The organism is Heliomicrobium sulfidophilum (assembly GCF_057715735.1).
In genome coordinates this window covers 316,631-339,220 of record NZ_JBVTZZ010000004.1, presented here as the reverse complement: position 1 = coordinate 339,220, position 22,590 = coordinate 316,631, and the positions used below count along the sequence as shown (strand labels likewise).

Sequence of the window (22,590 nt, the reverse complement as noted above, 5' to 3'; positions counted from 1 at the left end):
GATGATTATACGCCTTTTAGAGGGGTTTTTCATTAGGGAACAGGTGGGAATCAACGGCGAGCCGTGAGTAGGTGCTGTGAAAAAAGTGACCCTCTTGCAGGTCACTTTTTTGCTCGCTCACGCCTCCAAGCGGTTTTTCAGATACTTCTTGGCTTTCACAAAATAATCGACACCGGACCAGAGGGTGAAGAAGACGGTGAGATAAAGGATGATGTCAGTGATCGGCAACGGAATGACGAAGCTGAGGACTTCATCGATCAGCATGGCTACGATGGTGATGATTTGAAAAACGGTCTTCAGCTTGCCAAGCTTGCTGGCTGCCACCGTATGGCCTTCTGCCGCCACAATGGCCCGCAAGCCGGTGACGGCAAATTCCCGGCCGATGATGATCACGGCCACCCAGGCAGATAATTTTCCTAACTGAACAAGGGAAATAAGCGCTGCTGTGACCAGCAGCTTGTCGGCCAGGGGATCGAGGAAGGTGCCGAGACGGGTAATCTGTTTACGCGACCGGGCGATATAGCCGTCCAAGCCGTCGGTCACGGCAGCCAGGATGAATACGGCGGCTGCCAGAAACTCCCGGTAGGGCACCTTGGGGATGAACAAGATGACCATAAAGAGGGGGACAAAGAGGATCCTTGTCAGGGTGACCTTATTCGCCAGGTTCATCGATCGCTTCCCCCATCAGGTCGTAGTGGCTGGCAGCGGTGATCCGGACTTTGGCCCATTCACCGGCCATCCGGTGGCGACTCTTGAATTCAATATGGCCATCGACCTCCGGCGCCTCCCGCTCGCTCCGTCCCCGGTAGAGCCCAGGGGCAACCTCTTCCTCAACGAGAACATCGAGCGTCCTGCCCACCCACTCCTGTTGAATGGATAAGGAAATCTCTTGCTGCAAGGCCATCGCCCGGTGATAGCGCTCCTCTTTGACCTCCTCGGGCACCTGATCGGCCAGTTTCCCCGCCGGCGTATTCTCTTCCCGGGAGTATGTAAATACACCGACCCGGTCGAAACGCATCTCAGCGAGAAAATCGAGGAGGTTTTGAAACATCTCTTCCGTCTCCCCAGGCAGACCGACGATAAAGGAGGTGCGAATGGCCAACCCCGGCAGGCGATTCCGCAAGGTCTGGACCAATCGGCGGATCTCGGCGATGCTGGCGTGACGGTTCATGGACCGCAACAGTTCGTCATTGGCATGTTGCAGCGGCAGGTCCACATAGCGGCAGACCTTAGGTTCGGCAGCCATCGCCTCGATCAATTCGGGCGTAAAGTGAGAGGGATAGCAGTACATCAACCGGATCCAGCGCAAGCCTTCGATCGGAGCCAGTTCGCGAATCAGTCGCGGCAGACGGAACTCGCCGTAGCGATCAACGCCGTAGCGGGTCGTATCCTGGGCGATCAACAGGGCCTCCTGGATGCCCCGGTCGACAAGGGATTGCGTTTCCTGGACGATCGATTCCTCGCTGCGCGAGCGAAAGCGCCCGCGCAATTCCGGTATGGCGCAATAGCCGCAGCGGTTGTCGCAACCGTCGGCGATCTTCACGTAAGCATAATGAAAGGGGGTCGAGAGGACCCGAGGCATTGTATGGTCATAGAGAAAATCCGGCGTTCCCACTTCCAGAGAGCGCTTGCCCTTGAGCGCGTCGTTGACGAATGTGGCCACGCGCGGCACATCGCCGGGACCGAAAAAGGCATCCACTTCAGGCAGTTCTGCCGACAGTTCGCTCGCATAACCCTGGGGGAGGCACCCCGCCACGAGCAGTGCCCGACACCGGCCGGTCTCTTTGTAACGGGCCAGTTCAAGGATGGTCTGGATCGACTCTTCCTTAGCGGGGAGGATGAAGCCGCAGGTGTTGACCAGCAGGACATGGGCGTCTTCTTCCCGTTGCGTCAATTCATAGCCGGCCTCGCGTAGCAACCCCATCATTACTTCTGTGTCGACACGGTTTTTCGCGCAGCCCAAGCTGGTGATGTGCACTTTCATCATCAAATCGCTTCCGCCCTTCCCCGCAAAAGAAATAGCGCGCCATCCATCCCGGCGTGTAAGGATGACGCTCGCTAATTTATTAGTATAACGGAAGGCGGCGACGCTGTCAAAAAGAGCGTCCTTTGGGCCCGCTCCCTTGACCATTCCTCTTATTGATCCCTTTGCCACCAGCCTTATTGCCAGCCTTTCCGGTCACACCGCCGCTCGCTTTCCCAGATGCTCTTTCGGACCCTTTGCCCGCTGGTTTACCGGCAGCCTTTCCCATCGATCTGCCAGTCCCCTGACTGGCGCTTGCCGTCGCTTTTTTCCCTGTGAGACCCCGCTGCCCTTTTCGCGCCGGTCCCCCCTCTTCACGGCCATCGCTCATGCCGGGGCGAGGCGGCCGAATCAAGGCGCTGGGTCCGTGTCCGACCAGGTCCATCCTCCCGGCAGCGCGCAGGGCCTGGTAAATTAACGGATAGTTTTCAGGTCGGCGGAACTGGAGCAGCGCCCGTTGTCGGGCTTTTTCCTTCGGTGAACGGGGCACATAGACTGGTTCCATCGTCCGCGGGTCGATGCCGCTGTAATAGATGCAAGTCGACAGGCTACCGGGCGTGGGGATGAAATCCTGGACCTGCTCGGGATGGCATCCCCAGTCGCGCAAACGTTCGGCCAGTTCAATAGCTTCATGAACGTCCGAGCCGGGGTGGCTCGACACCAGATAGGGGACCAGGTACTGTTCCTTGCCCAGTTCCTTGTTGGCCTGCTCGTATTCCTTTTTAAACGCCTCATAGACGTCGATGCCTGGTTTGCCCATCTGGCGGAGCACCTTCGGCGAGGCGTGCTCTGGGGCCACCTTTAACTGGCCGCTCACATGATGCTCACAGAGCTCTTTTAAAAACTCGCGCCGCCGGGCCGGTTTGTCAGCCATCAGGTAGTCAAAGCGCAATCCCGAACGGATAAAGACCTTCTTGACTCCTTCCAGGGCGCGCAGCTTGCGCAGCAGGTCAAGCAGGTCACCGTGATCGACTTCCAGATTGGGGCAAGGTTTAGGATGGAGGCACTGGCGGTCGCGACAGGCGCCCACCTTGCCCTGCTTCTTGCAGGCTGGTCGGCGGAAGTTGGCCGTCGGTCCGCCCACATCGTGGATATAGCCCTTGAAACGCGGGGAATGGATCAACTGTCGGGCCTCGCGGACGAGGGAGTTGTGGCTGCGCCCTTGGATGATCCGTCCCTGGTGGAAGGTGAGGGCGCAGAAGGAGCAACCGCCGAAACAGCCCCGCTGGGCGGTGAGGCTGAATTCCACCTCTTCCAGAGCCGGCACGCCCCCCATACCTTCATATGCAGGATGAGGCTGGCGCGCAAAGGGAAGATCGTAAAGGGCATCCATCTCTTTTGTCGTTAGCGGGCGGGCGGGGCGATTCTGCACCAGGTACAGTTCCCCGTGGGGCTGGGCGAGCGTCTTACCGTCGACGGGGTTTTGCTCCCGTTCCTGGACTTGAAAAGCCTTGGCGTAGGCCCATTTGTCGTTGGCCACCTCATCAAAGCCGGGGAGCACGAGCGGGGCCTCGCCGGGAATGGCGGCTAGATCAGTCGCGAGATAGCAGACCCCAGCAGTCCTGGCTCCGAGGGGGTGTTCAAAGTCCTCCCCTGCCCGTCGCTTGGCCAGTTCTTCCGCCAAGGCCACAATCGGCTCCTCGCCCATACCATAGACGAGCAGGTCAGCCTTCGCGTCGACAAGCACAGAGCGGCGAACCTTATCATCCCAGTAGTCGTAGTGGGCGAACCGGCGCAGGCTGGCCTCGATTCCGCCGAGAATGATCGGCGGCTCCTTATACGCCTCCCGGCAACGGTGGGCGTAGACCAGGCTGGCCCGATCCGGCCGCAATCCAGCGCGCCCACCCGGCGAGTAGGCGTCTTCCGAACGGCGCTTCTTCGCCGCCGTATAGTGGTTAACCATGGAATCGAGATTGCCAGCTGTCACCAGCCAGGCCAAGCGCGGTCGGCCCAAGACCTTGAAGGTCCGAGCATCCCGCCAGTCAGGCTGGCTGATGATGCCGACACGGTATCCCCGGCTCTCGAGGACACGACCGATGATGGCTGCCCCGAAGCTGGGGTGATCGACATAGGCGTCACCGGTGACCAGGACGAAGTCGCAGGCGTCCCAACCGAGTTCGTTCATCTCTGCTTTGGAAAGCGGTAAAAATGGCGCAGCCATGGGAACAACCTCCCTTCCCTGGTAGTCTGCCCAAAGGATTATGTCGCCCGTCTGGAAAGAGGCGTGAAAAGTTATGCTCTATTCGATGTTCGGCGCCTCACGGCGCGTTGCGCGAGCGGATCAGGTCCACTGCATCGCGCATGGCGCGCTGCAAGGTGACTTGGTTTTTATCCTCAATGATCGCCCGGCGCGGAATGGGTGGATACTCGCCCGGCTCATCGCGCATGCGAGAGGGCAAGGAAACGGGGCTCTGCGACTGCCAGCGCAGCAGCCAATCCTTCGGGATCTCCACTGCCGGAACCTGGTCATTCATCTCAGCCCAGAGCAACGACCAAGCCCGAGGGACAACCCGCCAGTGGTCGTAGCCGCCGCCGCCTAAAGCCAACCAGCGTCCCTGGCAGTAGGTGTGGGCGAGACGGTGGGCCAGTCGGGGAACAGCTTCAAAGCTGCGCGTCGTCAACGCCAGATGGGTCAGCGGATCGAGGTAATGGGCGTCACAGCCGTTCTGAGTGATCAGCAGATCCGGCTGAAACGCCTCGATCAAGGGCTCAACGGCGCGCTCGTAGAGTTCGATAAAGGAATCATCCTCTGTGTACGCCTCAAGGGGGATGTTGAAAGAAAAACCGTAACCGTCGAAACGGCCCCGCTCCTCCACATTGCCTGTCCCCGGGAAGAGGTAGCGGCCCGTCTCGTGTATGGAGATGGTCAACACCGTCGGGTCATCATAAAAGATCGACTGGACGCCGTCGCCGTGATGGGCGTCCGTGTCGATATAAGCCACTTTCAGGCCGAAGCGCCGCTGAAGATAGGCGATGGCCACGGCGGCGTCATTGACGACGCAGAAACCGGAAGCCCGGTTGCGGTGACCGTGGTGCAATCCCCCGGCGATCTGAAAGACATGGTCCGCTTTTCCTTCCATGATCAGCTTTGCCCCTTGCAGAGTGGCCCCAGCCACAAGGCGAGTGGCGGCGCCCATGCCGGGAAAAGCGGGCGTATCATCATCGCCCAAGCCATAGGGTCGCAGCTTTTCCGGAGAAAGCTGGCCTTCCCCGGCCCCCTCGATGGCGTCCAACAAGGCCTCCGAATGGACCGGCTGCAGTTCCTCCCGGGTGCACGCCTCTGGCGGCACGATTTGCTCCGGCGCAATCAAACCGCAGCGGCGGAGCAAATCGACCGTCACCTCAAGTCGCAAGGGATGGAAGGGGTGTTCCGGTCCGAACTGGTAGGCGTGAAAATCGGGCGAGTAAATCAAAAGAGGCGGTCTTCCCATGCCTATCCCCCCTTCAACGCGATCGGGAATACGACAGCATAACCAGCCTCTCCAATCTCCTGAATGATTTGCCGGGGATCAAAAGTGGCGATGCGCAGGGAGATGACCCGTCTGTCCCGTTGGCGGGCGGGATTGACGAAGATGCTGATGATGTTGACGCCGTGGCTTTTGACGATCGCCGCGATGTCGAGAAACGCTCCGGGGCGATCGGGCACCTCTATCTCCAGATAGGATCCCGGTTGTCCCATACCCATCATATCGACGATGGCATGCAGCAGATCGGTCGTGGTGATGATCCCAACTAACTTTCCGGCCTGCACAACGGGCAGACAGCCGATGCGGTGATCATAGAGCATTTTCGCCGCGTCTTCAATGGCGTCTAGAGGATGGACGGTGACGAGGGAGGTATGTAGGATGTCCTTGACCCGCGTGGATGAGAGAATCTCCAGATTATCCGCTTCCAGTATAGAGGGCTTCACATCCCGCAGGTCCCGATCCGAAATAATGCCAACGAGCCGTCCATCATCCACCACCGGCAGATGGCGCACCCGTATCTGTTCCGCCAGTGTTAGCGCCTCCAGGACCGTCGTTTCCGAGCTAACCACATGGACCTGACGGATCATGATATCCTCAACAAGCATCTGAACTACGCCTCCCCGTCAAAACATCCACCGGTTTTGATAAAGCGATTCTTCAAAGAGCAGTACCGTCTCCTGCGGCACCGACCGGCCCACGCGGGCCATGAGCATGTTGGCCGGATGAGCCAGGATATCCGGTTCATCGGTGCCAACCCGGCGCAAGCCGACGCGGTTAAAGAGACTTTCAAGAAACTTCTGATATTCCCACACCGAGAGACCAGTCCCCTTTAAATCCCAGTGCCAGTAATACTCAGTGGCGATGATCACAAAGGACTCTAAGGCGCTTTCGCCGAAGGCTACATCCAACAGGTGGCTACTGATATGCAAGCCCCGCCACTGCTTGCTGGTCTCAATCGCTCCCATTTCGAGCATGCCAGGAACCTGATTGTGCGCCCAACGTTCAAACTCCTCCGGCCGATGAAAGGTCACATAGCCGATGATCTGCTCGCCATGGACGGCGATGATCACCTGCCCCTCGGGCAGGCGGGCGATCTCCGCCAGCGCCTTCTGCTGCTCTTTGGGGGGACGAAAGGCACAGAGCCCCTCATCCATCTCGTAGTGAAGGATCGCTTCAGCCTTGACGGGACCAGAGATGGTCACGTTTCCTCGCCCCATCTGGATGATGCGCGGCTTCCGCTGCACTTTTTCTACCGTAATCTTAACCCCCACCTTCCAATTTATCATCTCCTGCCGTCAAGGTTTGACGCAAAGCAGGAGTTTTTATCAGGGCAGCGAAGGAATAACAAGACAATTGTCGATAAATCCAAATCACTATGGGGGTGAAATCGACTGCAGCGTCGAACTCGGTCATCGGCGACTCGAAATCGTACTCGGCGGCGGGTCAAAGTGAAAGACCCTTTGCGTTTTCTCCTGGCTTTACTTGCCGGCGGATGGCTCTTGGCTGTGGCTATCGCCCTTTGTTTCTACGGTTATATCCAATGGAAGCTATCGACTCCCCCTACCTATTGGGAAACGATGGCCGGACGCTATTACCAGGACTTGAGTTTGGCCTTTTTCCTGGCCTTTTGCGTCTCTGTCACGGTGCTGGCTTTTCGCGCCACCTACCAGTTGGCCGCTGAACGCCCTCCCATGAATGACAGCGGGTACTGGCGCTTGAAAGCGACCCTGCTCAGCCTGGTCGTCCTCTTTCTGGCTGAAACGGTAGGGCTGACGATCAAATCACTGGACGCCTACTACGCCTACTACGACGCCGCCTACCCCGCCTTCGGGGAAGGGAAGTACCTGAAAGGCGTCGAAATGGGCGACGCCGTTGAAATCCGGCTGGAGATCGGCGATCAGATCGTCGCCATGGCTGCGCCCGCCAGTGACGAATGGAAGGCTCTCCAATGGAAAGACCCTGTCACCTTCGAGTATGGCGAAAAGACGCGCACCTTGGGTCACATCGAAGCCATCGCGCAGCCAGTAGCCAACCTTTTCCCTGCGCCCCAAGGGACGGCGCCTGCCACAGCGGGCGGCAACCCTGCGCCGGCCCCCTCTAGCCCGACTTCTGGCAACGCCAAGGCCCCACCCAAGCCAACGGTCACACCGTCCACGAAACCGCAGGCGCAAAGCCCGTCAGAACAAACTGCGGAAAGTTCTAGCCGGTAACAGACGGAGCCGGATTGGTAACTCGTACTCAAGGAATAAGGATATACAAAAGTGGCATACCCGCAGGCAAAGGGTTTGCCACTTTTTGTTGGGATAAAAAAGGTCAAAAAAATCATCTGGGCACGAATTGAATGTAGTAAGTACGTTTGGATTGCAATACATTCAATTCATTTCAGTCGAAATTCGCACTGTAACATTATTGAATGTTTGCATATTATCTGAGGTGTTCAATTACAACAAGGCAGATATCATCAGGCTGGACCATCTGCTGGGCGAATGCGCTGATCCGACCCATGATCGCCTCGGCCATTTTTTTTGCCGACAAATAACGGAGTTCTTTGACGAGCGCCTCAAAACGACTGAATCCAAAACACTCCTTGCGCTCGTTGACGACATCATAGATGCCGTCTGTATACAAGACCAGCTTGTCACCTGGACGGATGTCAACCTCCCTCGATTCATACTCTGCCGTATCGAAAAGCCCCAAAGGAAAGCCGTCTGTATCGAGTTTTTCTACCTTGTCACTATCCCCACGCAGCAACAGGGGGCTGGGGTGGCCGGCGTTGGCGTAATGCACCCGACCGGTCGCCTGATTGACGAGCAGGGAAAAGGCCGTGACGAAAGTCCCTGTCAGTTCGCCCTCCACCATTTTTCCGAACTGCAAGTTCAACCGGTCGAGCACCTGCCCCGGCGCAAGGGTTTCCTGGGTGATGGAGCGCATCATGGTGCTGATCACCATGGTCAACATGGCCGCCGAGACGCCATGACCGGACACGTCGGAAACGAAAACGCCAACCTCGTCTTGATTGACGGTGATGAAGTCGTAAAAATCGCCGCCGATCTCAATGGTGGGACGATAGGTCACTTCAAAGTCCAACCGTTCCATCGAGGGATATCCCGTCGGCAACAGGTGCTGCTGGACATGGCGAGCCATTCTCAGCTCTTCCGTGAGAATGGCGTTCTTTGATTCGATCTCTTGGTAGTTTTTTTCCAATTGACGGTACAGCTTGCGAATGCGAAGCAACGATCGGACCCGCGTTAGCAGTTCCACCCGGTTAAAGGGCTTGCTGATAAAATCGTCGGCGCCAGCTTCAATCCCTTTAATCCGGTCTTCCACTTCATGAAGGGCGGTGACCAAAACCACGGGAATCAGTTGCGTATGGGGATCCTCTTTCAGCTTTGCGCAAACCTCAAAGCCGTTCATCCCCGGCATCATCACGTCCAGCAGGATCAGGTCGGGCAATGTTCTTTTTATCGATTCAAGCGCCTGCTCCCCGTTAAAAGCGGTAAGCACCTGGTAACCGGCCCGGGTCAACTGCAAACGCATCAATTCCACGTTGGTCACAACATCGTCCACGACCAGGATCTGGGCGCTCGATTCCCAGGTTTCTTCAAACACCAAGATGCCCTCCTTGAAAGGCAATTCCTTCTATCATTATATCACATTGTACGGGAGGTCCGCCATGAGAACACGCGCTTGGCTCATTGGCTTCCTCTGTTTCACCCTCACACTCCTTTCGTTATTATCTCCCCTATCGTTGTCATTGGGGCCTGATCGCCTTTGGGGGGCCGAATCATGGGCCCCCAAAGGCGATAAAGAGGCTTATGTTTACCTTTTCGGTGGCAGTCGCGCTGCCTACCAGCAACAGATGACGAAGAGCCGTGGGAATATTGACGGCGTCTTTCTGCCGTGGCTAGAGGTGAACCAAGAAGGCCGCCTGACGACCCATGCCGATCCGGAACTGCTGCAATGGCTACACAACCGTGGATTGAAAGGAGCTCCTTTTTTGACGAACAATTTTGACCGGATCGCCGGTGACGCCGCCTTGTCGCCGCAACGGTTGACCACTCTCGCCAAAGAACTGGTCGCCTTCGTCGACCAGACCGGCGTCGATGGTCTCAATATCGATCTGGAGAATTTCAGCGTCTCAAAAAGGAGCGCCTATGTGGCTTTTTTGCAAGCTTTGGCCGGTCCTCTCCATGCCAAAGGCAAAAGGCTCTCCGTCGCCGTCGCGCCAGCCACAAAGGCCAACACAGGCAACTGGTCGGACGCCTATGACTATAAGGCCATCGGCGCCATCGTCGACAAGGTGATCGTCATGGCCTACGATGAGCACTGGGCCACCTCCCAACCGGGCCCGGTGGCCTCCCTCGGCTGGGTGGAAAAGGTCGCCCGCTACATGAGGACCCTTATTCCGTCGGAAAAACTGATCCTTGGCATTCCCCTCTACGGACGCTACTGGATAAACGGAAAGAACGGCAATGGCGTCGGTTATGATCGCGCCCTTCGCCTCTCAGCTGAGCATGGAGCGCCCATCGAGTGGGTTGCAGAACAGGGCGCCTTCCGCCTGCGTTTCTCGGCAGCGAATGGTCAAAACGAACTATGGCTCGACAACAGGGCTACACTACAAGCCAAAATGCGGCTGGTTCATGTCTACGGCTTGGCTGGCGTTGCAGGCTGGCGCCTCGGCTTGGAAGACCCGCAGCTCTGGGACAGCTTCCAACCTTGGCTGCAAGAGTTAAAGTTTTCAGACACGCAGGAGCATTGGGCAGCCAAGGAAATCGGTGAACTAGTCAAACAAGGTTTGCTCTCCGGCTCTTCCGACGGAAATTTTGGCCCTGATCGCAAAATCACCCGTGCCGAAGCAGTGCAACTGATCGCCCGTCATCTGCAATTGCCTGCCGGCTCATCCATCTCCTTCCGTGACGTTCCCAGTGATTACTGGGCCAAAGACGCCATCGCCCGCGCCGTCAAAGCCAGTTTAATCAAAGGACGCGGCGCCAGTCTCTTCTCACCGGATGATACGATGACCCGGGCCGAACTGGCCTTATTGCTGCAACGGGCCTACTCGATTCCGAATGTGCCCGTTTCCTCCCGGTTCTCGGATGTACCGTCTAGCCACTACGCAAACCAAGCGATCGCTGCCTTAACCTCCCGCGGGTGGCTGACAGGTTTCAGTGACGGTTCATTCCATCCGGATCAGTCGATGACGCGAGCAGAATTGGCCGTACTGATCCAACGAACTAAGCCTGTAATCCGTCTATACTAGAATAAATCTGGCAGCGTCATTCCCCCCGACGCTGCCAGATTTCTCATTATCGTCGTCTTTTTTCGTCAATCTGCAGATCTGAAAAGGGCTTGACCTCTCTTGAGGTCGGCCCTTTTCAGTACCTAATCTGTCTTTGCATTCAACTCCAGTGGGCGTTAATAATGATGCATGACGACTGGCCTTTCAATCTGATCCAACGATTTAAAGACAAAGCCTTGTTTTTTTAGTTCTTCGATAATCGCGGGAAGAGCATTCGGCAGAGTAATTTTCCCAGGGCCGTCATGGAAGAGGATCACAGCGTTATCCTTTTCAGCGACCTGCCGCAGGACCTGGGCGTAGATGGAATCGGCTCCCACAACGGGCGCCGCCGTATCCTTTGAATCCACATTCCAGTCATGAAGCACATAGCCTTGAGAGTTCAATCGCTTGCTCAATTCGCCAGACACGTTGCCCAGCGTACCTCCGGGGGCGCGAATGTGTTTCGGGCGCTCATCGAGCAACCGGTTTAGGATCTCTTCCGCCTGTTGAAGATCCTGGATAAAAGCGGTAGGACTGGCATATATCTGCCTGTAACGATGAGAATAAGTATGATTCCCAATCAAATGGCCTTCTGAATGGATTCTACGAATAAGCTCAGGGCGCGCCTCAGCCTGACCACCGATGACAAAAAAGGTGGCCTGAGCGTCATATTTATGCAAAATATCAAGGACTTGCGGCGTAATGTCACTGGGACCATCATCAAAGGTCAGATAAGCCACCTTGGTCAATTGTTTCACAGACGCAGCTACAGGGAGAGTGGGCGGCTGATTGGCGGTGGGTTCCATCTGCCTTTTCGTCTGTTCAGAGGAAGCGGGAGCGGATGACTCCGAACCTCCCGGAGGTTGTTGCTGTTCCAAGAAGATGATCCCCTGGGTCAACCCCACGTCATCAATGGGATAATTCACTTCACCAGCCATGGCCACCACCTCTTCGGTGAACAACCATGGAAATATGTTCATCGCCAGTTCACTTCTTTTTTCTGGCGGTAATTGCCCGATATACATCCCCGTCTGGATGAGGAGAAAAAAGGAAAACGACAAAATGAATAATTTTATGAGCGGAATCCCCAAATCCCGCATTTTATGCTCCACAAATTCTACCCCTTTCCCCATCATTGATTATAGTTTATTCTGCTCGATAATTCCACTTAACCTTACCGCATTTTATTCCCATAAAAAACAAAAACAGGTGTCTGTTTCAACACCTGTTCATCAGCTTGGTTGCGGGGGCAGGACTTGAACCTGCCCTGTCCGTCGCTTCGCTGGAATTATCGTTCCGCTGACGCATCGTCAATGCATGGCATCGTTGACACATCATTGGAATCGAACATGTCCGCTTTACGCCGGCATCGGTCGCTTCGACCATAATCGCTTGCGCTTTACCTATCCTCTGTGCAGTTTTCAAGGAGCAAACCCCGCCGCCGTAAGACGGCGGGAAAGTTATCTTTTTGGTGGAGCTAAGCGGGATCGAACCGCTGACCTCTTGAATGCCATTCAAGCGCTCTCCCAGCTGAGCTATAGCCCCATCGTTATCGAGTTCCCAGCGTCCCATCATCCCACTAAAATGTTAGTGCATTTTTTATAGGATGTTTCGTGTTCTATCATTTTACACCTAGCATAGCCGCCTGTCAATCATCCAATCCTTGGTAAGAACAACATCGGCCGCTTGGTGGCTGAAGAATCACAACGAAAGCTACTATACCACCTTAACTCTATAAGCGCAAGATCGAATTTTATCCTCTTTCTCTTGTCCGAATCGCCTGACAAAGCGTACGAATTTGAGACTCCAGTTCTCCAGCCTGACGCACGTCATAGATCATGTTTCCTACGACCACCGTCTGGACGAGCGAGGCCGCTGTCCTCGCCTGCCAACTTTCTCGAATACCACCGCCGTAAATCAGGGGGACCTGTGGCACTTGTCCGGCGATCCGAGCCACTCGCTCCATGCAGCCCCATTTGCCGCTGTACTCGATGTAGATCAAGGGAAATCGAAAAAGATAATGTCCCACCTGGCATAATCCGATCAGTTCTTCATCATCGATCGTGGCATCGGCCCCGGTCATTCTTGCAACAGCCGATTCCTCATTCAAAACAATATAACCGACCGGAATCAGCCGGTCGGTAACATGGGGATCCTTCCATCGCCGAATCGCCCGGGCATGGGCTCGCACAATCCAATGGGGATCTCTTGAATTTAACACCACCGGAATCCAGTATCGGTGAGCGCCTTCGATAACGCACCGGGCATCAGTGACTTCCAAGATGATCTCCCTCGGAAATCGCTGGATGCGTTCCAACAAGACCTTCACTTTTTCTGGGGTAATCCCTTGGGTCCCCCCGACAATAATCGCATCGGCGTCAGAACGCAAAATAACGTTCAGTCGCTCATCATCAAGCTGCCGGTCCGGATCCAGCTTCACCATCAGTCTCGTCACAGTTATCGTAAGCCCTTCCCTTTTATCGTCTCAAAAAAATGTAGATAACGAAGGTAAAAATGATCTAAAACTTTGACCTGTACCGAAAAATAAGGTACACTATGGCATTGAGCGGGTGTGCTCTCGGAGGAGCACCGGCTATAAACTGGCCAACGTGGGTTCAACTCCCACCATCCGCGCCCTGATCGCCATCCCTTGGATGACCCTACTGGTTCGGCGAGAAAAGGCTAAGATCGCAGGTACGTGGCTCCTGGATCGAAAGGGTTCGAATCCCTCTTGCCTACCCGTAGGCACCCTGCCTTCAGTCTTCTTGACTGAAGGCCTTTTGTTTTTAAATCATTTTTCCATCGTCTTATAGATCGATTGTTCCACACGCTGTAGATGATCGTACATTAATTCCTGCGCCTTTGCCGTATCCTGCGCTTCGACGGCAAGAAAAATCCCACGGTGCTCCTCCAATAGCCTCTCTCTCACACCCGGTGTGGAGAGCAGTTGAACGCGGCTGCTACGCTGAGTTTCCCGCATGGTATCGGAGATGGTCTGCATCAACCGCAACAGCAAGGAATTGTGGGCAGCTTCGGACAGGGCAAAATGAAACAGGAAATCGGCCTCTTCCCCCACATCTCCCTTATGGATATCCTGCTCCATCTGTAGCAAAGCAGCTTTCATGGATCTCAGGTGCCCTTCTTCCCGCCGCTGAGCGGCAAGTCCGGCAGCCCCCACCTCCATGATCTTACGGACCTCTAAAATCTGTCGCGGCAGGTCCTTCTCCACGAGCAGCAGCATGGCCAGCGGTTCAATCACGCCGTTTTCCGACGGTTGCCGGATGAAGGCGCCATCGCCTGGCTTGATATCAACGATACCCATGGCTTCTAACGCGCTCAAGGCCTCCCGGACGGCTGCGCGGCTGACTTTCAGGTTCTCTGCCAGCTCTCGCTCCGACAACAAACGGTCGCCGGCCTTTAAGCTGCCGCTCTTGACCAATTCTTTGATCTGTACGACGATTTCTTCATATATCTTTCGCGTGCGGATTGGACGTAATTCCATGTCGACACTTCCTTTCCCCCGTGACAAAAACTTTCTTCATCACTGAGAGAAATCCTCCTAGAGGTAAGACCATCGGACCAATTTTTCGAGAAAAAAGCCGCTTCTTTTTTTAGCATTTCCTTCAAAAAAGCGTATTTTGGCCCTTCTTACGCTTCGTTTTCATCGGAATCCCTGAAATCATCCGATTCCCCGCCTGCCGCTCCTTCCTCCCAGTACCGGGGAAGACCGCTGTAACGGAAGGAGTCCTGTTGATTCGTCACCGCGAAAGCCAGCGCATCAGGGACGCCGATCAGGATCGCCTTGTCGCGGGCTCGCGTCACCGCCGTATAGACCAAGTTGCGCCGCAGCATCCGCCGGTGTTGAAGGGTCATCGGCATCACAACGACGGGATATTCGCTTCCCTGCGCCTTATGTACCGTTGTCGCATAGGCGAGCATCAACTGTTCCCACTCAGACCGCCCATAAGCGACGCGCCCCTCGTCAAAGCGCACGACGATCGTATCCTCGTCGGCCTCTTCCTCTCCACTTAACAGTATATCCTCAATAAACCCCAGATCTCCATTGAATACATCTTTTTCATAGTTATTTTTTAGCTGCATCACCTTGTCGCCAGTGCGAAAGACGTGACCGCCGGCTTTGACTTCTCTCTTTCCGATGATCATGGGATTCAGCTGCTCCTGCAGCAGCTTGTTCAGATTCCATACGCCCACCTCCGTGTAACGCATCGGCGACAAGACCTGAATATCCTCGAGCCCGTAACCGGCCCGCTCAATGGCGCGACTCACCGTCTGCAGCAGCGCGTCGACCATCTCGACGCTGCTGTTGCGACGGAGAAAAATGAAATCCTTGCGCCCTGACAGATCAGGAAGGATACCCGATTTGATCCGGTGCGACTCCGTCACGATGGCCGATGTCTCGGCCTGGCGAAAAATATGATTCAAGCAAAGGATCGCCCCGATCTCCTGCTCGATGATGTCCCGCAGGATCTGTCCGGGTCCGACAGAAGGCAATTGGTCCCGGTCGCCGACAAGCACCAGCCGGGCGCCTCTACGCAACGCCTGGAGCAGGCTGGCCATCAGGGAGATATCGACCATGGACACCTCATCAACGATGACTACATCCGCCTCGAGCGGATCCACATCCCAAAAGGGCTCCATTTCACCACCGCGCAAACCAAGAGCTTTATGCACCGTAAAAGCCGGCTGCCCCGTCGTCTCGGCGAGACGCTTGGCCGCCCTCCCCGTCGGCGCGCAGAGGACGATCTCGGCATTCGGCTGGGCGCGGTTGACAAGGGCGATCAAACCGCGGACGATCGTCGTCTTCCCCGTGCCGGGACCGCCGGTGATCACCGTCAGTCCATGATTGGCCACGCCAAAAAAGGCGGCTTTCTGGCCCTCGGCATAGCGGATGCCGAAGTCCTCCTCCATAGTGGCGATCACTGATTCCACATCGATGGGCCAAGCCTCGCCTTCTTCAGACAAACGGCGCAACGCCCGGGCGACAAACCGCTCTGCCCGGTACAGTTCGGGCAGGTAACAGCCATCGCCAGACAGGCGAATCACCTGCGCCTCCGCAGCAGCCATCACCTGCTCCTGCAAGCTCTTTCGCTCAGGCGCTTCGGGATACAACTCCGACTGCCCCAGGATCGCTTCCGTTTGAGTAAGCAATTCCGGTTCTGGCAGATACACATGGCCCTCGTCGCGGGCAAGATAGAGGCAGTAGACGAGGGCCGCCTGCAACCGCTTCGGCTCGTCTCCCCGAAATCCCAAACGGTTGGCGATCCGGTCGCACTGGTCAAAGGAGACACGCAAGTCCAAGGCGAGCCGGTAAGGGTTGGCCTCGATTGTCTCCAAGCTTTCGCGACCGTAGCGCCGGAAGATGCGGTAGACGAGATCGCCGTCGATACCGTAGCTGTTCAGCGACGCCATCAGGTTCTCGCCGAAGGCGAACTCCTGGTAGGACTCCAAAATGGACAGCGCCTTGGCCGACGGGAGCCCTTCCAGTTCCAGCAGCCGTTGCGGCTCCTCACGCAACACCGTCAGCACATCGGCGCCGAAGGAGCGAACGAGTTTTTTGGCTGTTTTGCGGCCGATCCCCTTGATCAGCCCGCTTGATAAAAACTTTTCCATCGCTTTGGGGGTCGAAGGCGGCAGCATGCGGCAACTGGAGAAGCGAAATTGCCTGCCGAAACGGGGATGTTCCACCCACTCCCCTTCCAATGCATAGACCAACCCCGTCTCGGCGGAAAGCAGCGGTCCCACCGCCGTTGCTCGCTGGGACTCAACCTTAAATACTGCAACTGTGTACGCTTCCTGCTGAAAGAGGATGCGAATGAGTTCTCCCGTCAATTGTTCCAACGAAAACCCGCCTTATCGCACGTTCGAATGTAGCGCGGAGATTTGTCAACCTGTTGCAATCTATTCGTTGACAATCGCCCAGGGGGCGATTACAATCATAATCGGAGTTGAGTTAACGCAGAAAGGAGTGGGTGATCTGTGAACACCCGTGACATGACCCTATCCGCTCTCATCGCAGCCATTATCTTTATTTCGTCTCAACTTTCCTTTCCCCTGCCATTCAGTCCCGTTCCGATCACGATGCAGGTTTTTGTCATCCTGCTCTTCCCCTTGATTTTTCCTCTGCGCATCGCCCTCACCGGCATCAGCGTCTTCCTCTTCCTCGGCGCTATCGGCATCCCCGTCTTCGCCCAATTCAGCGGCGGCATCGGCGTCCTTCTGGGACCGAAGGGTGGCTACCTGCTCGGTTACCTCCTCGCCACCATCGCCTGCGGCCTTATGACCCGTCACTGGACCAAAGCCAGTCTGGCGAGAAACGTCGTCATCAGCGCCGTCGGACTGACCATCATCTACACGACCGGCGTCCTCGGCCTAGCGTACGCCCTCTCCGTACCCCTGGGCAAGGCATTGACGTTAGGCTTGTACCCTTTTTTGCCGGCAGACCTCGTCAAGCTGGCTGCAGCTTCCGTCGTCGCCCTCCCCGTCGGCAGGCGGGTGGCTCACCAGTTCGTATAAACTAATATAACGTAAATGGGCTGACACAAAGAGACACCGGAGGAACTCAACTTCCCCCGGTGTCTTTTCTATTGCTATTCAACGTAAGAACCGAACTGGGCTAAGTAAGGACAACACCTTCCGTCTCCTCCGCAGACACGATGTCGAAAAAGTGCTTGACGAGGCCGGCCGTTGTCCGCTGAGCTAAGGGCAAAAGCACTGCCAATGCCTGATCGAAGGCAAGCCTATTTCCTCCAGAGACAGTAGAAAAGTAATCATAAGCGATGCGAGCGTTTGCTTCGACCCAATCACCTGGTTGCTTCTGGCAGTCATAGGCGCCGGCACAGGCAACTGCATAGTCGTAGCGGTTTTCTTCTGCAAAGCGTTCAAACTCGCGATGACCGGAAAAGATCGCCCCTGTCGCGTGATGGGGCACACAAAGGTCCTGTACAAAGTGACTTGCGGCGCCGAGAAAAAACATCGCTCTGGCGATTTTTTTCTCTTTGTACAGCTTGACGGCTCGCTGGAAATACCGTTCGATCTCCGTGACGGCGCTAGGACCGCCAAACAATCCCCTTTTCGAGACCGGGTTATAGTAGTGGGCGACATTACGCCAACTCTGGTCGACGAAGGCGACACCTTCGTTTAACTGGGCCAGATGATAGGCCACTTGCCAGGCTTCTGACTCATAGCCGTCGTTCCTCAAGATTTCTTTCGCTTGACTCAAGCAAAAATCATGGGTAACCGCCACGAGACCGCCATCGTTCTTCGACTGGACAGGAGAAGCGGATACCAGCAACCAACGCGCCGCTGTCTGGATCGGTGGATCGCCAATCAAAAATCGCAAGCTGTACACCTTCCCCCTTCAGCACTTGGAGCCCTTAACCATGCTAGCAGTCTCTTGTTAAAGCAAGATAAATCCTGGGTAAAGGAAAGGTTAATGAAATGAGATAAAAGAAAAAGCCCGAATCGTTCGGACTTTCAATACGGGGGGAAGCCCCCTGGGGAAGGGGCTTCCAGAGGAGAAACATAGGGGAACTAAAGGGGGTAATCCCCTACGCTAAGAATTATTCCCTCCACTCGGTCCCTTTATACACAGAAAAACAACGTTGGGCAGTCATGAGAAAAGTCCTTGGAGTTGGCTCCAAGGACTTGGCGTCTGATTACATCGCTTCCTTGTATTCGTGATTTAGCTTGCCGTTTTTGATATCCACATGCACCTGGTTATACTGCTCGATGGTGCCGATGTCCTTCCAGTACCCTTTTGCCTGCACCCCATAAAAGGGCATGTTTTCGGCCATCAAGCTGGGGAAGAGCTGTTTCGAGAAATCATAAAAACCGTCGGGAATGTATGTAAATACGTCAGGTTCAATCACGTAGATTCCCGCATTGATTGTGTTCGTAAAGACCTGCTCCGGTTTCGGTTTCTCGATGAACCGACGTATGCGACCATCCTCATCGGTGATCACGATGCCGAACTGAGTGGGGTCTTCCACCCAGGTCAACGCCATCGTCACCATCGCCTGTTTCTTCTGGTGAAAATGGATGATTTTCCCAAGGTGTATATCCGTTATGCCATCACCACTTATCGCCAAAAACGTCTCATCCAAGAACTCTTGCGCCTGTTTGACTGAACCTGCCGTCCCGAGCGGTTCTTTTTCGATAAAATACTCGAAACGAACCCCAAAGCGGGAACCATCGCCAAAATAATTCATGATCATCTTGGGATGGTAACAAAGAGTGACGGCGATGTCGGTAATGCCATGGCGCTTTAAGAGCATCACAGCATACTCCATCGCGGGGCGTCCATGAATGGGAACCATCGGTTTCGGCATGTTGTCCGTCAAGGGGCGCAAACGTGTTCCCAGTCCTCCGGCCATGATTACGGCTTTCATGTTAGGAATACACTCCCTTTCTCCAGAAGCAAGAAAGTACCATTTCTATATATTCGAAAAAGGTACCTGATATGCCCCCCCTTTCGCATCAACAAACAATTGATCTTACAACCCTTATCCAGATTGCGGAGACCTACTCATATTATACTAGTTATCCCTTGGTACTTCCAGCCCTACCCTCATTTTACCATCGTTTTTTCATTCTAAATGTAATTTTTTTGTTACCTTTGTTAGCAAAAGTGAGAACGGGGATACTACCCTCACGCGACAATATCGCCAAAAACCGGGGGAATGATCGTGAGAAGCATCTGGAAAGGCGCCATCAGCTTCGGTCTGGTGCACATCCCGATTAAGATGTTCGCCGCCACGGAAGAGAAAGACGTGCGCTTTCACCTCCTCCATAAAGAGTGCCACAACCCCATCCAGTATCAGAAACGTTGCCCTCACTGTGATCGAGAAGTGGCGCCGGAAGAGATTGTCAAGGGATTTGAATACGATAAGGGCCGCTATGTCATTGTCACCCAGGAAGAACTGGAGGGCCTGGCCCCGGAAGGAAGTCGCGCCATCGATATTCAGTCCTTCGTCGCCCTGAAAGACATCGATCCGATTTTTTTTGTAAAGACCTATTACCTGGCGCCGGATCAGCATGGACAGAAGGCCTATGCGCTGCTGCGCAACGCTTTGCAACAGACCGATCGCCTCGCCCTGGCGCGGGTGATCCTGCGCACCAAAGAGGCCCTGGTGGCCCTGCGTGTCTATGGCAAAGGTTTGGCCATGCACACCATGCTCTACCCGGAAGAAATCCGTTCCATGGAGCCCCTGGGGGACTTGGGCGAGGGCATCGAAGTCTCCGATAAGGAACAAACGATGGCTGTTCAACTGATCGAGAGTTTGACAGAGTCCTTTAATCCCGAAAAGTGGAAGAGCGAACACCGAGAACGGATCCGCCAGTTCATCGAGGCGAAAGTCCAAGGCCAGGCTATCGTCGAAGCGCCTCTAGCGCCGACAGCCGGCAAGGTGATCGACTTGATGGAAGCGCTTAAGGCGAGCATTCAACAGGCTAAGGCCCAGCAAAAAGCAGAACCGCCGAAAAAAGTGCGCCGACGCAAGACCTCATGAGGCCATCAAAGAAACTCTTGCCGATGGAACCCCTGCCCCACCCGGAACCGTTCGATCACCCCGACTATCTCTTCCAGGTAAAATGGGATGGTATTCGGGCGCTGGCTTTTGTCGACAGCGGCCGAGTCAGGCTGCAGAACCGCAAAAGCCGGGACATTACCGGCAACTATAGCGATGTGGCGTCCCAAAGCATCTTGCGCCCCGGCAACAACGGCATCGTCGACGGCGAACTGGTGGTCCTCGACAATTCGGGAAAACCGAGCTTTCCCCTGGTCCTCCGCCGAGAGCAAGCCCGGACGGAAACAACCATCCGTCGGCTCGCCCACTTGTATCCCGTCCGTTTTATGGCTTTCGATCTTCTAGAACTCAACGGCCAATCGCTCTTTGAACTGCCGCTGCATGAGCGGTTGATGCTGTTGGAAGACCATCTCGCTGCCGGCGGACAGGTTGTCTTCACCGAGTCCCACCGAGAAGAGGGCAGGGCTTTTTTTCACGGCATCGAGGCGCTCGGATTGGAAGGCATGGTCGCCAAGGACAAAAACAGCGCCTATGTCCCCGGTAAAAAACATGGCACCTGGAAAAAAATCAAAAACTTTCGCGAGATCACCTGTCCCGTCATCGGATACACCCAAACCCAGCCGGGCCGTGTCGCCTCTCTCGTCCTCGGCACCCCTGGCGAGGAGCAAAGGGTCTACGCTGGTTCGGTGAGTTCGGGCCTTACAAGCAAGGAGGCAGAGCAATGGCACCAACGCCTGTTCCCCCACCGCCTGGCGGGGAACAAGGGTGGACAAGGAGACAAGGAGTACACGCCGGTCCTCCCGGCCTATTCCGTTCGCGTCCGCTACCTCGAGTGGACACCGGACCTGCGTTTGCGCCATCCTTCCTACCTCGGCGCGGCGGAAAACTTGAAGTCACCCTAAACGAGAAAAAACTGCTGTTGAGCAATGCCGACAAGGTGTTCTGGCCCCAGGAGGGTTACACCAAAGGGGACCTGTTCGAATACTACCTCAAAATCTCACCTCACCTCCTGCCCCATCTCAAGGGCTTCCCCCTCGTGCTCGTCCGATATCCTGACGGGATCGACGGCAAGTTTTTTTACCAAAAAGAAGCGCCGCCCTCGCGTCCTGACTGGCTGCCCACCGTCGAAGTCGCTTCTGAGGGAAAACGAAAAAGCATCCGCTACTGTCTCGTAGAGGATGCGGCGGATTTGTTGTTTCTGATCAACCTTGGTTGTATTGAAATCCATCCCTGGCTCTCAAAGAGAGATAAGTTGGACAACCCAACCTGCATGGTCTTTGACCTCGATCCCCATGAAAGCCAGTCCTATCAGACGGTTGCGGAGGTGGCGCTCCTACTGAAAAGCGCCCTCGATACCTTCGGTTTGAGCGCTTATCCGAAAACGTCCGGCGCTTCAGGAATGCACATCTATGTGCCTGTCGGCGACAGCTACGATTACCAAACCGTACGGGAGTGCGCAGTGGCCATCGCCAAATTCATCGAAGCCGCCGACCCCCGCGTAACCCTCGCTCGTCCCATTCGGGATCGCGGCAACCGGCTCTACCTCGACTGCTGGCAGATCGGTCGGGGAAAAACACTGGCAGGCGTATACAGCTTACGACCTGTGCCAGGCGCTCCCGTTTCGACACCTCTGCTCTGGTCCGAGGTTACAGCAGATCTGCAGCCGAAAGACTTTACGATGCGCACCATCTTTGATCGGCTTGATCAGATGGGAGATCTCTTCCAACCAGTCCTAGAAACGAAAAATGTTCTCACAGGGGTCCTTCCTTTACTTCAAAAATAACGACTTCGTTGCCAAAAATGCGCTGCTGCGAAAAAACAAAAAACACCATTTCCTACATCGGAAAATGGTGTTGCTTTTATATGGTGCGAGAGGGGGGATTTGAACCCCCACGGTTGCCCACACGCCCCTCAAACGTGCGCGTCTGCCAGTTCCGCCACTCTCGCACATTGTGCTGGAGCCACCGACCGGGATTGAACCGGTGACCTTATCCTTACCAAGGATACGCTCTACCAACTGAGCTACGGCGGCAAAATGGTGATCCATGCTGGACTCGAACCAGCGACACCCTGATTAAAAGTCAGGTGCTCTACCAACTGAGCTAATGGATCGTACCCAATTAAGAATAGAGAACAACAACTCATGCCTGTCGCTTAGACTCTTCGAGTTGGATAAAAGGTTCAATCATATGAAGCTTATCGCCTGTTGATTCGCGGTAGATTTTACCGAACCGCAGCGGCGACGTTGATTATTATCACACAGTCGCACGGAGAATG

The 22,590-nt window shown here is 55.3% G+C and carries 19 protein-coding genes and 5 tRNA genes; 7 read left to right on the top strand and 17 right to left on the bottom strand.

The window, feature by feature from the left end; all coding sequences use genetic code 11:
* Window positions 1-117: 117 nt before the first annotated feature.
* From pgsA to AC0CW1_RS03200, 6 genes are all read right to left on the bottom strand, one after another.
* The gene (gene pgsA / locus AC0CW1_RS03225; protein ID WP_488181642.1) at window positions 118-669 is read right to left on the bottom strand and encodes a CDP-diacylglycerol--glycerol-3-phosphate 3-phosphatidyltransferase; all 552 of its coding nucleotides are present in this window, start codon (window positions 667-669) and stop codon (window positions 118-120) included.
* Entirely contained in the window at window positions 653-1,990 is a 1,338-nt protein-coding gene (gene rimO, locus AC0CW1_RS03220; protein WP_488181641.1) for a 30S ribosomal protein S12 methylthiotransferase RimO, read from the bottom strand. The genes pgsA and rimO overlap by 17 nt, the downstream gene beginning before the upstream one ends.
* A gap of 103 nt (window positions 1,991-2,093) precedes the next feature.
* On the bottom strand, window positions 2,094-4,184 hold the full coding sequence (locus tag AC0CW1_RS03215) for a YgiQ family radical SAM protein (RefSeq protein ID WP_488181640.1): 2,091 nt from the start codon (window positions 4,182-4,184) through the stop codon (window positions 2,094-2,096).
* A 97-nt stretch (window positions 4,185-4,281) separates the two neighbouring features.
* A complete protein-coding gene (locus tag AC0CW1_RS03210; protein ID WP_488181639.1) occupies window positions 4,282-5,454 on the bottom strand; it encodes an acetoin utilization protein AcuC in 1,173 nt (390 codons plus the stop codon).
* A 2-nt stretch (window positions 5,455-5,456) separates the two neighbouring features.
* Window positions 5,457-6,095, bottom strand: a complete 639-nt coding sequence (locus tag AC0CW1_RS03205) for a CBS and ACT domain-containing protein (protein WP_488181638.1) — start codon at window positions 6,093-6,095, stop codon at window positions 5,457-5,459.
* Window positions 6,096-6,113: 18 nt separating this feature from the next.
* Window positions 6,114-6,761 carry a GNAT family N-acetyltransferase gene (locus tag AC0CW1_RS03200; protein ID WP_488181637.1) on the bottom strand — a complete coding sequence of 216 codons (648 nt, stop codon included), beginning with the start codon at window positions 6,759-6,761 and terminating at the stop codon, window positions 6,114-6,116.
* Between the two features lie 177 nt (window positions 6,762-6,938).
* Here AC0CW1_RS03200 and AC0CW1_RS03195 point away from each other — a divergent pair, with 177 nt between their 5' ends.
* A complete protein-coding gene (locus AC0CW1_RS03195; protein ID WP_488181636.1) occupies window positions 6,939-7,700 on the top strand; it encodes a hypothetical protein in 762 nt (253 codons plus the stop codon).
* Window positions 7,701-7,914: 214 nt separating this feature from the next.
* Here AC0CW1_RS03195 and AC0CW1_RS03190 read toward each other — a convergent pair whose 3' ends face one another.
* Complete coding sequence (locus AC0CW1_RS03190; protein WP_488181635.1) at window positions 7,915-9,099, bottom strand: PP2C family protein-serine/threonine phosphatase; 1,185 nt, start codon at window positions 9,097-9,099, stop codon at window positions 7,915-7,917.
* Between the two features lie 64 nt (window positions 9,100-9,163).
* Here AC0CW1_RS03190 and AC0CW1_RS03185 point away from each other — a divergent pair, with 64 nt between their 5' ends.
* A complete protein-coding gene (locus AC0CW1_RS03185; protein WP_488181634.1) occupies window positions 9,164-10,750 on the top strand; it encodes an S-layer homology domain-containing protein in 1,587 nt (528 codons plus the stop codon).
* A gap of 155 nt (window positions 10,751-10,905) precedes the next feature.
* On the opposite strand, the gene AC0CW1_RS03180 is transcribed toward AC0CW1_RS03185, so the two are convergent.
* The 3 genes from AC0CW1_RS03180 to AC0CW1_RS03170 form a co-directional block, all read right to left on the bottom strand.
* A complete protein-coding gene (locus AC0CW1_RS03180) occupies window positions 10,906-11,880 on the bottom strand; it encodes a polysaccharide deacetylase family protein (RefSeq protein ID WP_488181633.1) in 975 nt (324 codons plus the stop codon).
* 357 nt (window positions 11,881-12,237) lie between these two features.
* Window positions 12,238-12,313: transfer RNA gene (locus tag AC0CW1_RS03175), tRNA-Ala, on the bottom strand.
* Window positions 12,314-12,521: 208 nt separating this feature from the next.
* The gene (locus AC0CW1_RS03170; RefSeq protein ID WP_488181632.1) at window positions 12,522-13,223 is read right to left on the bottom strand and encodes a geranylgeranylglyceryl/heptaprenylglyceryl phosphate synthase; all 702 of its coding nucleotides are present in this window, start codon (window positions 13,221-13,223) and stop codon (window positions 12,522-12,524) included.
* Window positions 13,224-13,334: 111 nt separating this feature from the next.
* On the opposite strand from AC0CW1_RS03170, the gene AC0CW1_RS03165 reads away from it, so the two are divergent.
* Window positions 13,335-13,402, top strand: a tRNA-Tyr gene (locus AC0CW1_RS03165).
* A 157-nt stretch (window positions 13,403-13,559) separates the two neighbouring features.
* Here the strand turns inward: AC0CW1_RS03165 and AC0CW1_RS03160 are convergent.
* Both AC0CW1_RS03160 and recD2 read right to left on the bottom strand, forming a co-directional pair.
* Entirely contained in the window at window positions 13,560-14,270 is a 711-nt protein-coding gene (locus tag AC0CW1_RS03160) for a FadR/GntR family transcriptional regulator (RefSeq protein ID WP_488181631.1), read from the bottom strand.
* A 146-nt stretch (window positions 14,271-14,416) separates the two neighbouring features.
* The gene (recD2, locus tag AC0CW1_RS03155) at window positions 14,417-16,627 is read right to left on the bottom strand and encodes an SF1B family DNA helicase RecD2 (protein WP_488181630.1); all 2,211 of its coding nucleotides are present in this window, start codon (window positions 16,625-16,627) and stop codon (window positions 14,417-14,419) included.
* 138 nt (window positions 16,628-16,765) lie between these two features.
* Here recD2 and AC0CW1_RS03150 point away from each other — a divergent pair, with 138 nt between their 5' ends.
* Window positions 16,766-17,302, top strand: a complete 537-nt coding sequence (locus AC0CW1_RS03150) for a biotin transporter BioY (RefSeq protein WP_488181629.1) — start codon at window positions 16,766-16,768, stop codon at window positions 17,300-17,302.
* Between the two features lie 100 nt (window positions 17,303-17,402).
* Here AC0CW1_RS03150 and AC0CW1_RS03145 read toward each other — a convergent pair whose 3' ends face one another.
* Both AC0CW1_RS03145 and AC0CW1_RS03140 read right to left on the bottom strand, forming a co-directional pair.
* Complete coding sequence (locus AC0CW1_RS03145; protein ID WP_488181628.1) at window positions 17,403-18,128, bottom strand: zinc dependent phospholipase C family protein; 726 nt, start codon at window positions 18,126-18,128, stop codon at window positions 17,403-17,405.
* 316 nt (window positions 18,129-18,444) lie between these two features.
* Window positions 18,445-19,176 carry a nucleotidyltransferase family protein gene (locus AC0CW1_RS03140; RefSeq protein WP_488181627.1) on the bottom strand — a complete coding sequence of 244 codons (732 nt, stop codon included), beginning with the start codon at window positions 19,174-19,176 and terminating at the stop codon, window positions 18,445-18,447.
* 297 nt (window positions 19,177-19,473) lie between these two features.
* On the opposite strand from AC0CW1_RS03140, the gene ku reads away from it, so the two are divergent.
* The 3 genes from ku to ligD are packed head-to-tail and all read left to right on the top strand — an operon-like array spanning window position 19,474 to window position 22,096.
* Entirely contained in the window at window positions 19,474-20,295 is an 822-nt protein-coding gene (gene ku / locus AC0CW1_RS03135; RefSeq protein WP_488181626.1) for a non-homologous end joining protein Ku, read from the top strand.
* A 23-nt stretch (window positions 20,296-20,318) separates the two neighbouring features.
* On the top strand, window positions 20,319-21,215 hold the full coding sequence (locus tag AC0CW1_RS03130) for an ATP-dependent DNA ligase (RefSeq protein ID WP_488181625.1): 897 nt from the start codon (window positions 20,319-20,321) through the stop codon (window positions 21,213-21,215).
* Between the two features lie 17 nt (window positions 21,216-21,232).
* The gene (gene ligD / locus AC0CW1_RS03125; protein WP_488181624.1) at window positions 21,233-22,096 is read left to right on the top strand and encodes a non-homologous end-joining DNA ligase; all 864 of its coding nucleotides are present in this window, start codon (window positions 21,233-21,235) and stop codon (window positions 22,094-22,096) included.
* Window positions 22,097-22,177: 81 nt separating this feature from the next.
* Here ligD and AC0CW1_RS03120 read toward each other — a convergent pair.
* The 3 genes from AC0CW1_RS03120 to AC0CW1_RS03110 all read right to left on the bottom strand — a co-directional run bounded on the left by AC0CW1_RS03120 (window position 22,178) and on the right by AC0CW1_RS03110 (window position 22,425).
* Window positions 22,178-22,260: transfer RNA gene (locus AC0CW1_RS03120), tRNA-Leu, on the bottom strand.
* Window positions 22,261-22,269: 9 nt separating this feature from the next.
* Window positions 22,270-22,345, bottom strand: a tRNA-Thr gene (locus tag AC0CW1_RS03115).
* Between the two features lie 4 nt (window positions 22,346-22,349).
* Window positions 22,350-22,425 (bottom strand) — tRNA-Lys (locus AC0CW1_RS03110).
* Window positions 22,426-22,590 lie beyond the last annotated feature (165 nt).